Origin of the sequence: Nocardioides sp. Root1257, from assembly GCF_001425175.1 — a bacterium.
GTDB lineage: Bacteria > Actinomycetota > Actinomycetes > Propionibacteriales > Nocardioidaceae > Nocardioides.
Map to the genome: position 1 here is coordinate 860330 of NZ_LMDV01000008.1, position 15107 is coordinate 875436.

Here is a 15107-nt window from a genome sequence, read left to right on the forward strand (position 1 = left end):
GTCAGGCGGCGTGCGGGACCGTGAGCTCCTCGCGCATCCGCGCCATCAGGCGGGTGAGCAGTCGGGAGACCTGCATCTGGGTCACCCCGATCTCGCGGCCGATCTCCGACTGGGTGCGCCCGTGGAAGAAGCGCAGCTCCACGATCTTCCGCTCGCGCGGCGTGAGCCGGGCCAGCATCGGAGCCAGTACGGCGCGCGCCTCGGCGACGTCGAAGCCGTGGTCGTCGCCGCCGAGCCGCTGGGTCAACGACTCCTCGTCGCTGCCGACCGGCGCGTCGAGCGACGCCGGTGCGAAGCAGCCGCTCGCTCCGAGTGCCTCGACGACGGCCTCGACCTCGATGCCGAGGTAGCGGGCGATCTCCGAGGGACGCGGCGCGCGGCCGTACTCCTGGAAGAGCTCGCTCTCGCAGCCGATGATCTTGCTCTGGGTCTCCTGGATGGATCGCGGGGGGCGGACCATCCAGCCCAGGTCGCGGAAGTGGCGGCGCACCTCGCCGCGGATGGTGGGGATCGCGAAGCTGAGGAAGTCGTGGCCCCGCTCGGGGTCGAACCCGCGCACCGCCTTGACCAGCCCGACGTACGCGACCTGCTGGAGGTCGTCGGTCGCGATGCCGCGACCACGGAAGCGGCGGGTGGCGTCGACCGCGACCTTCATGTTGAGGCGGATGAGCTCGTCGTCGAGACGGGGGCGCTCGTCGGGGGTGGCGTCGCGTCGTTCGGCGAAGAGGCGGGCGGTGGTCTCGGACCGGGATTCGTCCATGTAGGTCATGTCCCGTCGGTAGTGCAAGGTAAAACCACCCGTCGGGGTGAGTGCCGACCTCTCAGGGGCTCGCGACACGCCCTCCGCGACTGCCATTTCCAGGCCCCGCAGAGGCCCTGACCTGCGGCTTTGCCGCCGGGCGACGCGGCGGCCGAGGAACTTCTCCGCGCTACTTGCGCGGCCTCGCGAGCGGGCGTACGGTTACCACTACATCTAGTACTTACACCGGTGTAGTTATCCACATCTAGTTCACAGAAGATGGTGGAAGACCCACAGGCGCAGGGCTGTTGTACACAGCGAGACCCCCCGATATCCACAGGCCATGACCCCGTCATCCGGGTTCTTGTGGCGCGCCCAGGAAGGAGCACCCGTGCACTGTCCGTACTGCCGCCACACCGACACCCGGGTGCTCGACTCGCGGGTCGCCGACGACGGCGGCTCGATCCGCCGCCGGCGTACCTGCTCGGCGTGCGAGCGCCGCTTCACGACCGTCGAGCTGATGCAGCTGACCGTGCTCAAGCGCTCCGGCGCGAGCGAGCCGTTCACTCGCGACAAGGCGATCTCCGGCGTCCGGAAGGCCTGCAAGGGCCGCCCGGTCACCGAGGACCAGCTCGCCTGCCTGGGCCAGGCGGTCGAGGACGCACTCCGGCTCGCCGGCGCCGCCGAGATCCCGGCCCACGAGGTCGGCCTCGCCATCCTCGGCCCGCTGCGCGAGCTCGACGAGGTCGCCTACCTCCGCTTCGCGAGCGTCTACCGGGCCTTCGAGTCCGCGGACGACTTCGAGGACGAGATCGCCATGCTCCGGGCGGAGCGCACGGCGGTCGACACCCCTCAGCCCGTTCCGACGGGCTGACCCCAGACGGCCCGGCGTGCGCAGTGGGGAAGCTACGCGCGCCGGGCCCACCACACGTCGGCACCGAGGTCGCTCAGGACTGTCGGTGCCACCAGCAATGATCGCAACAGCAACCTCGACAGACGGGACACAAGAGGGATGACCGAGACGGTGAGCGGCGGGGCCAAGGCCACGCAGTCGGGCAAGACGGGCGCCGGCCTGAAGATCGAGCGCGTCTTCAGCACGGCGGGTGTGCACCCGTACGACGAGCTGACGTGGGAGCGGCGCGACGTCGTCCAGACCAACTGGAAGACCGGCGTCACGGTCTTCGAGCAGCGCGGGGTCGAGTACCCCGACTTCTGGTCGGTCAACGCCTCGACCATCGTCACGACGAAGTACTTCCGCGGTGCCGTCGGCACCGACGCCCGGGAGTGGAGCCTCAAGCAGCTCATCGACCGCATCGTGAAGACCTACACGAAGGCCGGCGCCGACCACGGCTACTTCGCGACGACGGCCGACGCCGAGGTCTTCGAGCACGAGCTCACCTGGCTGCTCGTGCACCAGTACTTCTCGTTCAACAGCCCCGTCTGGTTCAACGTCGGCACCCCGTCGCCGCAGCAGGTCTCGGCCTGCTTCATCCTCTCCGTCGACGACTCGATGGACTCGATCCTGAACTGGTACAAGGAAGAGGGCTTCATCTTCAAGGGCGGCTCCGGCGCCGGCCTCAACCTCTCCCGCATCCGCTCCTCCAAGGAGCTGCTCTCCTCCGGCGGCACCGCGTCGGGTCCCGTCTCCTTCATGCGCGGCGCCGACGCGTCCGCCGGCACCATCAAGTCGGGCGGCGCCACGCGTCGCGCGGCCAAGATGGTCGTCCTCGACGTCGACCACCCCGACATCGAGGAGTTCGTGATGACGAAGGCCCGGGAGGAGGACAAGATCCGGGCCCTGCGCGACGCCGGGTTCGACATGGACCTCGGCGGCGCCGACATCACCTCGGTGCAGTACCAGAACGCCAACAACTCGGTCCGCGTCAACGACGCGTTCATGCGCGCCGTCGAGGACGGCACCGAGTTCGGGCTGCGCTCGCGCGGTACCGGCGAGGTCATCGAGACCGTCGACGCCCGCGACCTGTTCCGCAAGATCAGCCAGGCCGCCTGGGAGTGCGCCGACCCGGGCCTGCAGTACGACGACACGATCAACGACTGGCACACCAACCCGGAGACGGGCCGGATCACCGCGTCCAACCCGTGCTCGGAGTACATGTCGCTCGACAACTCCTCGTGCAACCTGGCGTCGCTCAACCTGCTGAAGTTCCTCAAGGACGACGACACCTTCGACGCCGAGCTGTTCGCCAAGGCGGTCGAGTTCATCATCACCGCGATGGACATCTCGATCTGCTTCGCCGACTTCCCGACCGAGGCGATCGGCCAGACCACGGTCGACTACCGCCAGCTCGGCATCGGCTACGCCAACCTCGGCGCGCTGCTGATGGCGATGGGCCTGGGCTACGACTCGGACGGTGGCCGCGCGATGGCCGCCACGATCACCTCGCTGATGACCGGCACGTCCTACAAGCGCTCGGCGGAGCTCGCCGGGATCGTCGGCCCCTACAACGGCTACGCCCGCAACGCGGAGGCCCACAAGCGGGTCATGCGCAAGCACCAGGCCGCCAACGACACGGTCCGCACGCTCGGCATCGCCGACCGCCAGGTCCACCAGCTCGCCACCCAGGCGTGGGCGGACGTGCAGGAGCTCGGCGCCGTCAACGGCTTCCGCAACGCGCAGGCCTCGGTGCTCGCGCCGACCGGCACCATCGGCTTCATGATGGACTGCGACACGACCGGCATCGAGCCGGACTTCTCGCTGGTCAAGTTCAAGAAGCTGGTCGGCGGCGGCTCGATGCAGATCGTCAACCAGACGATCCCGCGGGCGCTGCGCAAGCTCGGCTACGTCGACGAGCAGGTCGAGGCGATCGTCGCCTACATCGCCGAGCACGGTCACGTGATCGACGCCCCGAGCCTGAAGACCGAGCACTACGAGGTCTTCGACACCGCGATGGGCGCTCGTGCGCTGGCCCCGATGGGCCACGTCCGGATGATGGCGGCGGCTCAGCCGTTCCTGTCCGGCGCGATCAGCAAGACGGTCAACCTGCCGGAGTCGGCGTCCGTCGAGGAGATCGAGGACATCTACCTGCAGTCGTGGAAGCTCGGCCTCAAGGCGACGGCCGTCTACCGCGACAACTGCAAGGTCGGCCAGCCGCTGGCCACGGGCAAGGGCGACAACAAGGGCGAGGACTCCAACGCCTCGGCCGTCGTCACCGAGGCCGAGCCGAAGGTGATCGAGAAGATCGTCTACGCCCCGACCCGCAACCGGCTGCCGAAGTCGCGCATCGCCCGCACCACCTCCTTCACCGTGGGTGGCGCCGAGGGCTACATGACCTCGGGTGCGCACGAGGACGGCTCGCTCGGCGAGATCTTCCTCAAGCTCGGCAAGCAGGGCTCGACCCTGGCCGGCGTGATGGACGCCTTCTCGATCGCGATCTCGATCGGGCTGCAGTACGGCGTGCCGCTGGAGACGTTCGTCTCGAAGTACACCAACCAGCGCTTCGAGCCCGCCGGCCTCACCGACGACGCGGACATCCGGATGGCGCAGTCCGTCATGGACTACGTCTTCCGCCGCCTGGCCCTCGACTACCTGGACTTCGAGACCCGCGAGGGCCTCGGCATCTACTCGGCCGACGAGCGCCAGCGCTACCTCGAGACCGGCTCCTACGAGCCCGTCCCCGAGACCGGCAACACCTCCGCCGAGCTCATCGAGATCGACATCGCGCCGGTCGCCGAGGCCCCCGTGGCCCCGGTCGTGGACATCGAGGCGGCAGCCGCCAAGCCGGCTCCCGCCGCGGCCCACACCTCGGCCGAGCTCCTCGAGCAGATCACCGGCACCGCCGTCGACTCGCCGCTCTGCTTCACCTGCGGCACCAAGATGCGCCCCGCCGGCTCCTGCTACGTCTGCGAGGGCTGCGGCAGCACCTCCGGCTGCAGCTGATCGACGTCGCTCGTCCCGAGGCCCCCGGCTCCTGCCGGGGGCCTCGGTCCATTTCGGCCGGGATCGGCCGCCGGACGTCATCCGCATGGTGGCCCGGGGAGCACCGTTCGGATGACGTCCCGGGTGAGCGTCAGGCCGACTCGAAGTGCGCTCGGATGCTCGCGAGCATCGCGACGTGCGCCTTGACGGCCTCGCGGGTCGTGTAGCCGGCCAGCGGGCGGGGCGCCGAGATCCGGAGGCGCTCGGTGATCCGGGTGCCGCCGTCGATCGGCGTGAAGCTGACGGTGCCGCGGAGTCGGACACCGGGAGACTGGTCGGCCTCGGAACGTACGTCGCCCTGCTCGGGGACGTGCCACGCCGCCCGGTAGGTGATCATGAAGGAGAACGGCCCCATCCGCACCCGGTCGACGACGCGGTAGGTCTGCCGGTAGCCGTCGGCCTCATCGGTGCGGGAGAGCTCCTCGACGGACACGATGAGCGGGTGGACGACCGTCAGGCTGTCCAGGTCGACGTAGAAGGCGCGGACCTCGTCGGGTGGGGCCGGTACGTCGTCGGTGACCGTCCGCTCGGCCCGGGCGATCCACCAGCTCATGACCGGCAACCTAGCGGCACCGGGGAGGGCCGGTCAGGCGTACAGGTCGACCGGGTTCTTCGGGTCGCTGGCGGAGGAGACGGCCGCGGCCGGAGCACCGGCCGGCTTCTGCTCATCTGCCTTCTGCTGCTGGGCGTCGGCGTTGGCCTTCGCGATCGCGGCGGCCGCCTGCGCGAGCCCGTCCTGGGCCAGCTGGACGGCGAGCTGGTCGGCCTTGATGGTCTCCTCGCTCGCCTTCGCGGCGGAGTCCTTGGTCAGCTGCTGCTGGGCCTGGCGGAGGTCCTTGGCCGCGGCCTGGTAGGCGCGCTGGAGGTCGGTGCCGCCGGAGGCGCCGGTGGACGCCGCGCTCGTGGAGCCGCCCCGGATGCTGATGCTCACGTCTGACTGATCGGCAGCGCGGAGCGCTGCTTGAGGGCGTTCAGGCGGGGCGTGGGGCCGGGATGATCGGGGCGTCGAGGGCATCGGCGAGCAGGGTCGTGCTGGGGGCGGGGTCCTCGACGTACATCCCTCGTACGGCGGGGTGGCGCATGTACGAGAGCCGGCTGACCTCGTGGCGCGACTTGCGCATCCCGTCGAGCACCAGCCCGGCCATCACGCACATGGTGCCGACGACGGCGAGGAACGAGGCGACGAAGAGCGTCGGGAAGCGGGGGACCATGCCGGTCTGGAGGTACTGGACGCCGACCGGGACGGCAAGCGCGACGGCGATGAAGGTGAGCAGCGCCGACACCAGGCCGAAGAAGTAGATCGGCCGCTCGTGGCGGGTGAGCGTCATGATCACGTTGAGGATCCGCCAGCCGTCGCGGTAGGTGCGCAGCTTGGACTCGCTGCCCTCGGCGCGGTCGCGGAAGTCCACGCTGAGCGACCCGGACGGGATCCGCAGGGCGAGAGAGTGGACGGTCAGCTCGGTCTCGATCTCGAACTCGCGCGAGACGGCGGGGAAGCTCTTGACGAACCGGCGCGAGAAGACGCGGTAGCCGCTGAGCATGTCGCCCATGCTGTCGCCGAAGATGCCGGTGACGATGCGGTTGAGCGCCCGGTTGCCGAGCTCGTGGGCGGGCCGGTACGCCGAGCCCCCCAGGCCGACGACCTCGCGCCGGACGCCGACGACCTGGTCGAGGTTCTCCGAGACGAGCTTGTCGATCATCGCGGGGGCGGCCGCGGCGTCGTAGGTGTCGTCGCCGTCGATCAGCAGGTAGATGTCGGCGTCGATGTCGGCGAAGGCACGTCGTACGACGTTGCCCTTGCCCTTGAGCGGCTCGGAGTAGACGTGCGCACCCGCCTCGCGGGCCCGCTCGACGGTGCGATCGGTGCTGCAGTTGTCGTAGACGTAGACGGTCATCCCGGGCACCGCGGCGCTGAGGTCGGCGACCACCTTCGCGACGGCCGCCTCCTCGTTGTGGCAGGGCACGATCGCCGCGATGCGATAGCGCGAGGCGAGGGACATGCCGTGCCAACGGCGCGCCCACCGCAGGGGTTACGCATCAGTTTGAAACTTGTTCCAGTTCTGTTCGGTAGACGGACTCCAGCCGGTCGACGTGGACGTCCCAGGAGAACCGCTCGAGCACGAAGTCCCGCCCCGCGGCCCCGGTGCGCCGCAGGGCGTCCGGGTCGGCGATGGTCTCCCGGATCGCCGAGGCCAGCTCGCCCCCGGCCATGTCGACGAAGCGGACGCCCGGGCCCGCGGTCCACGGCGAGCGCAGCGCCGGGTCGTCGCGCAGCAGCACGGGCAGCCCGGACGCCATGGCCTCGAGGACGGTCAGCGGGCACTCGCCGATCGACGCGACGACCATGACGTCGGCGCGCGCGTAGACCTCGGGCATCTCCGTGGCCGGCACGGAGCCCAGGAAGTGCAGGCGGGGGTCGTCGACGCCGGGAGGACGGGACCCGCCGGCGAAGGTGATGTCGTAGTCGTCGCCGGCCGCGGCCGCGACCAGGTCGAAGCCCTTCTTCGGCACGAACCGCCCGACGAACAGCACGACCGGCCGTGGGTGCGACTCGTGCGGCCGGGGATGGAACCGCGCGGTGTCGACGCCGTTGCCGAGGACCTCGACCCGCGACGCGTCGGGCAGCGTCGCTGCGATGTGCGCGTCGATCGGCAGCACCCGCCGGGCGCCGGCCAGCACCAGTCGCCCGAACGTCGCCAGCACCACCCACTGCACCAAGCGCACCAGCGCCGAGGAGTGGTGCACGAAGCCCACGTGACGGTGTACGACGTACGGCGTCCGCAGCGCGAGGCAGCACAGCGCGGCCACCCAGCTGGTCACGTAGAGGGTGTCGTGGACGTGTACGACGTCCGCGCGGCGTACCTCCCTGCCCAGCGTGGTCAGGAGCCGCGGCGAGAAGACGGGGAACGGCACGCCGAACCGGTGCTCCAGCCCGTTCCACGCCCGCACCCGCACGGTGCGCACGCCGCCCTCGGTCCGCGTGCCGGCGCGAGCACCGACCGCGCTGCTGACGACGGTGACCGTCCATCCGCGGTCGGCGAGCGCCCGGGTCTCGGCGGCGACCACGGTCTCGAGGCCGCCGACGTGGGGCGCCACGAAGTGGGCCACGTGGAGCACGCGGTCTGGTCGGGTCACGGCTCGGAGTATGCCGCCGCGTAACCGGAGGTACACCCCCGCGTTGTCTGGGTGCTCGTCCCGGGAGGGGAGGAACGTCGTGACATCGATCGAGGGAGCTCGGCCGCGCTGGTACCAGCGCGTGCTGCCGGTGACCGCGCTCGCGGTCGCCGTCCTGGCGCTCGCCACGCTGGCGGTCCCCGGCTTCCGCGACCAGGTCCGGCTCTCGGCGAGCCACCAGCGCGAGCCGTACGTCGAGCTCTACTTCGCCCGGGCCGCTGACGGCACCCAGCTGGTCTGTACCAGTCGGGTCCGATTCACGATCGCGAGCCACCTCGACCGGACGAGCGACCTCGCCTACGAGGTGACCGTCGACGGCACCACCCGCACGGGTACGGCGTCCATCGCCCCCGGCGAGAGCGTCGACGTCGACGAGGCCGTCGCCCACCGCGGTGCGTACGACGTCGCGGTGCTGCTGCCCGCGAGCGGTGACCGGCTCCGCGCCCACTGCCCCGGGGGTCGACGATGAAGGCGGCTGTCGTCACGCCACGCTTCCCACCCGACACCGGCGGCGTCGAGCAGTACGCCGCGTGGGTCGCCCGGACCCTGGTCGGCGCCGGCCACGAGGTCGTCGTGATCACCACCGGCGACACGGCGGGTCGGACGACGTACGACGGCATCCCGGTGATCCGGCTGCGCACCTGGCTGACGCTCTCGAACACCCCGGTGAGCCCGCTCTGGTGTCGCCAGCTGCGCCGACTCCTCGTCGAGCTCGACGTCGACGTCGTCAACGCGCACGCCCCCGTGCCCGGGCTCGCCGACCTCGCCGCACTCACCGCGCGGGTTCCGGTGGTGCTGACCTACCACGCCGGCTCCCTGGTCAAGGGCGGCTCACGCGTCGACCCGCTGCTGCGCGCGTACGAGCAGCACGTGCTGCCGCGGGTCTTCGACCGCTGCGCGGCGCTGGTCGCCGTGTCGCCCGTCGCGCTCTCGCACGGCACCGGTCGCGCCCACCTGATCCCGCCCGGCGTCGACGGCGACCTCTTCGTCCCGACCGACGAGCCGCGCGAGCGCCGGGTCCTGTACGTCGGTCGTGTCGAGCGCACCTCGCGGTGGAAGGGACTGCAGGTCCTCGTCGACGCGCTGCCCCGCCTGCGCGAGCTGGCCCCCGACGTCCGCCTCGACGTGGTGGGCGACGGCGACGACGTCGAGGCCCTCCAGAAGCAGGCAGCCGACCTCGGTGTCGGCGACCTCGTCGAGTGGCACGGCCGGGTCGATCACGACGCCTTGCCGGCGTACTACCGGCGCGCGGGCGTCACCGTCCTCCCGTCGCTCACGGAGTCCGAGTCGTTCGGCATGGCGCTGGCCGAGGCGATGTCCTCCGGCTGCCCGGTGGTCGGGTCCGACGTCGGCGGGATCCCCTTCGTCGTCGGCGACGACGGCCTGCTGGTCCGACCCGGTGACCACCTGGCGCTGGCCGAGGCGATGGCATCCGCCCTCGACGACCCGATCGTCCCGACGTCGCGCTGGGACTGGTCGCAGCGCGTCGACGACACCCTGCGGGTGATCACGGAGGTGGCTCGATGAACGTCGCACGAGTGGTCGCTGCTGTCCGCCGACGCGTCCCGACCTGGGCGATCCCGCTGGTCGTCGCCGTCCGCACCCGCGTGGCCTGGTCGCGCAGCGCCGTCCGCGCCGACGCCCGGGCGCAGATGGAGTTCCTGCTCGAGCACACCCGGCCCGAGGCGGACCTCGACCGGGTGGCGCGCGACTACGTCCGCTACCAGGTACGCCGCGGCGAGCTGCGCTGGCATCCCGAGCTGATCACCCACCTGGAGGTCGAGGGCATCGAGCTGCTGCAGGAGGCCCGCGACCAGGGGCGCGGCGTGATGCTCAACTTCGTCCACCACGGCTACTACGACGGCGCCTTCGCCTCGATCGGCCGCCATGGCATCGCCTGCCGGATGGTCGTCTACCCCTACATGCTCGAGCCGGACGCCCCGGTCTGGCTCCAGCAGCACGTGGCCGTCGCCTGCGCCGGCGGCGGCACTGCCGTCAGCGCGGCGATCGGCACCGAGGGGATGACCGACCTGCTGCACCGCGGCGAGGTGCTCGCGATCGCCTCCGACGTCCCGGGCCGGACGCCGATGTCGTTCGCCGGCCGCGAGGTCCTCGGCTCGTTCGGCGCCGCGCGACTCGCGACCGACACGAACTCGCCGGTCATCGTGATGACGACGGTCGAAGGGCCGGACGGCCCGGTCGCCCGGCTGCACGGACCGTTCGAGCCGAAGGACCACGGCTCACCGAAGGAGCTCCTGGAGGCGCTGCTCGCGATCCACGAACGGCGCCAGCTCGAGGAGCCCGAGGCGACCGACCTCCCGCTGTCGCGGTGGGGGACGGTCCCGGTGGCGGTCCCATGACGCTCGCCTTCCTGCCCTTCGTCGAGGAGTCCACCGAGGTGCCGGCTCGCCGGGGCGAGCCGGTCCGGCGGCTGCCGCGCCTGCCACGTCCGCTGCTCGTCTCGCTGCTGGTGCTGGCGATCGCGCAGGCCGTGGTCGCTCTCGACCTCGACCTGCCGGTGGTGCGTCCGGCGATCGCCCTCGTCACCTTCCTCGGCCTCCCGACGCTGCTCCTCCACCGACGGGCATCGCTCACCGCCGACACGCCCTACGCGCGGCTGTCCTACGCGTTCGGGCTGAGCCTGCTCGGGCTGCTGGTCGGCGGTCTCGTGCTCGACACCGTCCTGCCGTGGGTCGGCATCGACCGGCCGCTCGCCCCTGCTCCGCTCGCTGTCGCGTGGCTGCTCATCGACGCCGCCCTGCTGCTGTGGCGCCAGGACGTGCCGCTCGTCGAGGCCGACGTCGTCCGCACGACGTACCGCCGCGTCGTCGACGCGCGCCTCGAGCTCGCGCCCGCCCTCGGGTCGCTCGCGCTGGTGCTCTCCGTCCTCGGCGCCGTGCGGCTCAACAACGGCGCCGGCGGCGGCGTGGCGCTCGTCGCCGAGCTGCTCGCGGCCGCTGCGCTGCTGGCGCTGCTCCAGGGGCGTGCGCCGCGCCGGGTTCGCGACGTGCTCACGCTCGGCCTGGTGGCGGCCGGCCTCCTGCTCGCGACCTCGGTCCGCGGCTGGAGCATCACCGGCCACGACATCCAGGCCGAGTTCCTCGCCTTCCGGCTCACCAACGAGGCCCAGGCCTGGGACATGAGCGCGCTGCCCAGCGCCTACAACGCCTGCCTGTCGGTCAACATCCTGCCGACGGTGCTGGTCCAGACGACCGGGCTCCCGGGCGAGCTCGTCTTCAAGGTGCTGCTCCAGCTGGTCTTCGCGACCGTGCCGGTCCTGACCTACCTCTTCTCGCGCCGCTTCGTGTCGCGTCGCCTGGCGCTGGTCGCCGCGATCCTCACGATGGCGTTCCCGACGTTCTTCACCGACATGCCCTACCTGGTGCGCCAGGAGGTCGCTTTCTTCTTCCTGGCGCTGATGCTCCTCGCCGCCACCGAGCCGGGCCGCACGCGGCTGCGCTCGCGGCTGCTGGTGCTCACCTTCGGCATCGGGGTCGTGCTGTCGCACTACTCGACGACGTACGTGCTGCTGATGGCGATGGTCGCCGCACTGCTCGGCCTGGGCTTGCTCAGTGTCCGCAAGGCCGGTCGCGTACGACGCGAACCGCTGATGCTCCTGCACCCGTTGGTCGTCGTCGGGCTGGTCGCCGCGACGCTCGCGTGGGCGGGGCCGATCACCGGCACCGGCGGTCACGCGCGGGAGGTCCTCAGCGAGACGGTCGACGCGCTGACCGGGCACGGCGCCGAGGGACCGAGCTCGTCGGACGCGTCGTACTGGATCTTCTCGGGCGACCAGACCACTCCGCGCGAGCGGATGGACCTCTTCGTGCGGGACTCGATCGCCTACCGGGACGCGCGGATCCCCGAGGACCAGCGCGTGGTGAGCGACCCGGGCCCGGCCGAGCTGCAGCCTGCACTGCACGACCAGGAGACCGCGCCGCCGACGGCCCTGGGCTCGGCGCTCGACGCCGTCGGGCTCGACCCGGTGCACGTCAACAACGCCGTCAAGCTGGGGTGTGCGCTGCTGATGCAGGGGTTCGCGCTGCTCGGCATGATCTGGATGATCCGCCGCCGCGGGGGCCGGCTGTCGCTCGAGGTCGGGCTCCTCAGCGTCGGCGCGATGGCCGCGCTCGGCCTGATCGTGCTGGTCCCGAACCTCTCCGTCGACTACGGCGTGCTGCGCGCCTTCCAGCAGACGATGCTGGTGATCGCACCCCTGATGGCGATGGGAATGTGGGTCGCGCTGCGCCCGCTCGCCCTGAAGAGCCCCCGCGCCGCGATCGCGCTCTCGGCCGTGGTCCCGCTCGGGCTGTTCCTGGTCCTGACCGGGCTGCTGCCGGCAGCGCTCGGGGGACAGCAGCAGCGGATCGCCTTCGCCAACGCGGGCACCTACTACGACCGGCTGTACTCCTCCGACATCGAGGTCGACGGCATGCACTGGCTCGCCTCGATCGACCACGCGGACCGGTCCAACGAGCGGACCATCGCCAACCGCAACGTCAACGTCCGGATGCTCGCCCTCAGCGGCAACCGCGCGCCCGTCTCGGACCGGCTCTATCCCACGCTGCTCTCCAAGGACGCCTACGTCTTCGTCGACAGCCAGATCCTCGACGAGGGGGTCTCCACGATCTTCTACACGGGCGACCTGCTGACCTACGACTACCCGATCCGGGACCTCGACGAGCACCTCGACCTCGTCTACAGCTCGCCCGATGCCCGGGTGTACCGATGACGACCCTGACGACCGCGGTGGGCGGCAAGGTCCGCGCCGTGCGTGCCGACCCGATGCTCACCAATTCCGCGCTGATGCTGGCGACGACCGTGCTGATGGCCGGCGGCGGCGCGGTCTTCTGGGTGATCGCCGCCCGGCTGGCGACACCGGGCGACGTCGGCGTGGCCGGCTCGCTCGTCGCCGCCGGCGACTCCCTCGCCCTCTTCGCCCAGCTGGGGCTGAACATCGCGGTGCTGCGCACGATGCCGACCAGCAGTCGCCGGGCCGCCGACGTCGTCACCGCCTCGGTCGTCGTGGCGGCCGCGGGCGCCGCCTTCGCGCTGGTGTACGTGCTCCTGCTGCCGCTGACCTCCCCGCGCCTGGCGGACGTGGTCGGCTCGCCGGTGACGATCGGCCTCTTCTGCGTGCTGGTCGCCGGGACCGCGCTGAACGTGCTGTCCGACAGCATCTTCCTGGCGATCGACCGGGTCCGGTCCTACCTGTGGCTCAACGGCGTGCTGATGGGCGTCGTCAAGTGCGTGCTGCCCTTCCTGCTGGCCGGCGCAGGCGCGTTCGGGCTCTACGGCTCGGTCGGTGGCGCCGTCCTCTGCTGCGCGCTCGCGAGTGTCTGGGTGATCCTCCGGCACGTGCCGGGCCGGCGCTCGCTGTCGCCCTCGCCGGAGCTCCTCGCGAGCAGACGCTTCGCGGCGGCGGGCTGGGTGACCTACGTGCTCACCGTCGTGCCGCTGCTGGTCTTCCCCCTGATCGTCATCAACGCGCTCGGGTCGTCCGCGGGCGGCGCCTACTTCATCAGCTTCCAGGTCGTCGGCCTGCTGCACGCCGTGGTCCTCGCGGTCTCCAGCTCGGCGTACGCCGAGAGCGAGCGCGCCCTCCACCACCGGCACCGCGTGGTGCGCAAAGGCGGCCTGACGCTGCTCGTCTGCTCGCTCGCGGGGGCGCTGGCGATGAGCGTCGCGGCGCCGTACTTCCTGGCGATCTTCGGTCAGCACTACGCCGACACCGGCACGACGACGCTGCGGGTGCTGTCGTTCGCGGTGGTCGGCGCGGCCTTCAACTACTGGTCGATGATGCGTCTGCGGCTCGCGAGCAACCTCGCCGCGATGATCGGGGTGCAGCTCGTCAGCACGGTCGTGATGCTGGTCCTCGCGGTCGCCCTGGCCCCGTACGGCACCGTCTGGGTGGCGGCGGCCTGGGGGATCGGCCACGTCGTCGGCGGCCTGCTCGGCCTCGTGCTGACGTCGACGGTCGTGCGCTTCCCCGACGATGCGCCGGTGATGCCATGAGGAACCTCGTCCTCGACGTCGTGCTCGGCACCCTGCGGATCACCCTGCGGGTGCTGTCGCTGGTCGTCCCGCAGACCCGCTCGGTCGTCGTCACCGCGAGCCCGGAGACCGAGGGCAACGGCATCGAGGTGGCGCGGGCGCTCGTGCGTCGGTACGACGGCCGGGTGGTCTGGCTGCGCGACGGCGGGCCGATCCCCGAGGAGGTGCGAGCGCTCGCCGACCAGGGTCTGGTGGTCCTCCCGAAGGCGAGCGCGGCCGGGGTGTGGGCCTACGTGCGCGCGGAGGCGGTCCTCTTCACCCACGGTCTCTACGGGAGCCCGAAGCCCTGCGCCCGCAAGCCGATCGTCAACATCTGGCACGGGGACGGCCCCAAGGACATCCGCCCCGACCGCACCGTGGGCGCGCGCATCGCGAGCACCTACCTGGTCGGGAGCACGCCGCTCTTCTCGGAGTTCCAGGCGGCGGCCCTGGGCGTGCCGGTCGACCGGGTGCTCGTCACCGGCAACCCGCGCACGGACCAGTTCCGGCAGCCCCTCGAGCGGGAGCGGCTGGCCGCGCTCGGCATCACCGGCGACTTCGTGCTGTGGATGCCGACCTTCCGCAGGCCGCGCGCCGTCGGGGCCGTCCGGGTGCGGTCCTCGCACACCGCGACCGACGCCGGCCACGAGGAGCTCGACGTGCTGCTCGACGGTCTCGCCCGACGCGACCTGCAGCTGGTCGTGAAGCCGCACCCGATGGACGCCGACCGCCGTCGGTGGTCGGGCGCCGTGACCGTCGACGAGGACGACCTCGTGGCCGCGGGCGTGAGCCTGTACGGGCTGCTCGGTGCCTCCGCCGGGCTGGTGACCGACTACTCCAGCGTCTGGGTCGACTACCTGCTGCTGGACCGGCCGATGGCCTTCCTGGTCCCCGACCGGGGTTCCTACGACCGGGCCCTCTACCCGCCCACCATCCTCGACTGGGTGCCCGGCGAGGTCGTCGACCCGCGGGACCGGCCGTTCGAGACGTTCCTCGAGGACCTCGACACCCGGGGCCGGGAGGGCTCGGCGTTCCGGCAGGCGGTGGCCCGCCGGATCGGCCTCAACCCGTCGTCGACCGCGGCCGACGACCTGGTGTCGGAGCTGGTGCGGCTGGGTGTCCTGACCTCGGGCTCAGCAGATCTCCCCGCGGTCGCAGGAACGGTCGCTCCAGGAGTCGGTAGCTCAGCACGGTCAGCGTGACCGCTGCCGTCACGGCGACCAC

General features: G+C 71.4%; 13 protein-coding genes. 8 read left to right on the plus strand and 5 right to left on the minus strand.

Annotated elements, in window-relative coordinates; all coding sequences use genetic code 11:
- Window position 1: 1 nt before the first annotated feature.
- On the minus strand, window positions 2–769 hold the full coding sequence (locus tag ASC77_RS12165) for a sigma-70 family RNA polymerase sigma factor (protein ID WP_056152783.1): 768 nt from the start codon (window positions 767–769) through the stop codon (window positions 2–4).
- Between the two features lie 361 nt (window positions 770–1130).
- Here ASC77_RS12165 and nrdR point away from each other — a divergent pair, with 361 nt between their 5' ends.
- Together nrdR and ASC77_RS12175 are read left to right on the plus strand one after the other, a co-directional pair.
- Window positions 1131–1613: a transcriptional regulator NrdR gene (nrdR, locus tag ASC77_RS12170; protein WP_056152786.1), complete on the plus strand. Its 483-nt coding sequence runs from the start codon at window positions 1131–1133 to the stop codon at window positions 1611–1613.
- A gap of 138 nt (window positions 1614–1751) precedes the next feature.
- The gene (locus ASC77_RS12175; protein ID WP_056152788.1) at window positions 1752–4637 is read left to right on the plus strand and encodes a vitamin B12-dependent ribonucleotide reductase; all 2886 of its coding nucleotides are present in this window, start codon (window positions 1752–1754) and stop codon (window positions 4635–4637) included.
- 130 nt (window positions 4638–4767) lie between these two features.
- Here the strand turns inward: ASC77_RS12175 and ASC77_RS12180 are convergent, their stop codons facing one another.
- From ASC77_RS12180 to ASC77_RS12195, 4 genes are read right to left on the minus strand one after another with little or no spacing between them, the layout of a single operon-like run.
- The gene (locus ASC77_RS12180; protein WP_056152791.1) at window positions 4768–5229 is read right to left on the minus strand and encodes an SRPBCC family protein; all 462 of its coding nucleotides are present in this window, start codon (window positions 5227–5229) and stop codon (window positions 4768–4770) included.
- 33 nt (window positions 5230–5262) lie between these two features.
- Window positions 5263–5607: a hypothetical protein gene (locus ASC77_RS12185; protein WP_056152794.1), complete on the minus strand. Its 345-nt coding sequence runs from the start codon at window positions 5605–5607 to the stop codon at window positions 5263–5265.
- A gap of 40 nt (window positions 5608–5647) precedes the next feature.
- Window positions 5648–6676: a glycosyltransferase family 2 protein gene (locus ASC77_RS12190; RefSeq protein ID WP_082574656.1), complete on the minus strand. Its 1029-nt coding sequence runs from the start codon at window positions 6674–6676 to the stop codon at window positions 5648–5650.
- A 37-nt stretch (window positions 6677–6713) separates the two neighbouring features.
- The gene (locus ASC77_RS12195; protein ID WP_162249821.1) at window positions 6714–7811 is read right to left on the minus strand and encodes a glycosyltransferase family 4 protein; all 1098 of its coding nucleotides are present in this window, start codon (window positions 7809–7811) and stop codon (window positions 6714–6716) included.
- 79 nt (window positions 7812–7890) lie between these two features.
- Between ASC77_RS12195 and ASC77_RS26630 the strand changes: the two genes are divergently transcribed.
- From ASC77_RS26630 to ASC77_RS12225, 6 genes are read left to right on the plus strand one after another with little or no spacing between them, the layout of a single operon-like run.
- On the plus strand, window positions 7891–8319 hold the full coding sequence (locus ASC77_RS26630) for a hypothetical protein (protein ID WP_056793426.1): 429 nt from the start codon (window positions 7891–7893) through the stop codon (window positions 8317–8319).
- Window positions 8316–9377: a glycosyltransferase family 4 protein gene (locus ASC77_RS12205; RefSeq protein WP_056152801.1), complete on the plus strand. Its 1062-nt coding sequence runs from the start codon at window positions 8316–8318 to the stop codon at window positions 9375–9377. The genes ASC77_RS26630 and ASC77_RS12205 overlap by 4 nt, the downstream gene beginning before the upstream one ends.
- Window positions 9374–10210, plus strand: a complete 837-nt coding sequence (locus tag ASC77_RS12210; protein ID WP_056793428.1) for a hypothetical protein — start codon at window positions 9374–9376, stop codon at window positions 10208–10210. The genes ASC77_RS12205 and ASC77_RS12210 overlap by 4 nt, the downstream gene beginning before the upstream one ends.
- Entirely contained in the window at window positions 10207–12582 is a 2376-nt protein-coding gene (locus ASC77_RS12215; protein WP_156391049.1) for a DUF2206 domain-containing protein, read from the plus strand. The genes ASC77_RS12210 and ASC77_RS12215 overlap by 4 nt, the downstream gene beginning before the upstream one ends.
- Window positions 12579–13865 carry a lipopolysaccharide biosynthesis protein gene (locus ASC77_RS12220; protein WP_056152809.1) on the plus strand — a complete coding sequence of 429 codons (1287 nt, stop codon included), beginning with the start codon at window positions 12579–12581 and terminating at the stop codon, window positions 13863–13865. The genes ASC77_RS12215 and ASC77_RS12220 overlap by 4 nt, the downstream gene beginning before the upstream one ends.
- A complete protein-coding gene (locus ASC77_RS12225) occupies window positions 13862–15085 on the plus strand; it encodes a CDP-glycerol glycerophosphotransferase family protein (RefSeq protein WP_056152812.1) in 1224 nt (407 codons plus the stop codon). Before ASC77_RS12220 ends, ASC77_RS12225 begins: the two co-directional genes overlap by 4 nt.
- Window positions 15086–15107 lie beyond the last annotated feature (22 nt).

Bases quoted from the DNA above. Each gene is read 5' to 3' on its own strand.
- ASC77_RS12165 (WP_056152783.1), bottom strand. From the start codon at position 769: ATGACCTACATGGACGAATCCCGGTCCGAGACCACCGCCCGCCTCTTC.
- ASC77_RS12175 (WP_056152788.1), top strand. From the start codon at position 1,752: ATGACCGAGACGGTGAGCGGCGGGGCCAAGGCCACGCAGTCGGGCAAG.
- ASC77_RS12180 (WP_056152791.1), bottom strand. From the start codon at position 5,229: ATGAGCTGGTGGATCGCCCGGGCCGAGCGGACGGTCACCGACGACGTA.
- ASC77_RS12190 (WP_082574656.1), bottom strand. From the start codon at position 6,676: ATGTCCCTCGCCTCGCGCTATCGCATCGCGGCGATCGTGCCCTGCCAC.
- ASC77_RS12205 (WP_056152801.1), top strand. From the start codon at position 8,316: ATGAAGGCGGCTGTCGTCACGCCACGCTTCCCACCCGACACCGGCGGC.
- ASC77_RS12210 (WP_056793428.1), top strand. From the start codon at position 9,374: ATGAACGTCGCACGAGTGGTCGCTGCTGTCCGCCGACGCGTCCCGACC.
- ASC77_RS12215 (WP_156391049.1), top strand. From the start codon at position 10,207: ATGACGCTCGCCTTCCTGCCCTTCGTCGAGGAGTCCACCGAGGTGCCG.
- ASC77_RS12220 (WP_056152809.1), top strand. From the start codon at position 12,579: ATGACGACCCTGACGACCGCGGTGGGCGGCAAGGTCCGCGCCGTGCGT.
- ASC77_RS12225 (WP_056152812.1), top strand. From the start codon at position 13,862: ATGAGGAACCTCGTCCTCGACGTCGTGCTCGGCACCCTGCGGATCACC.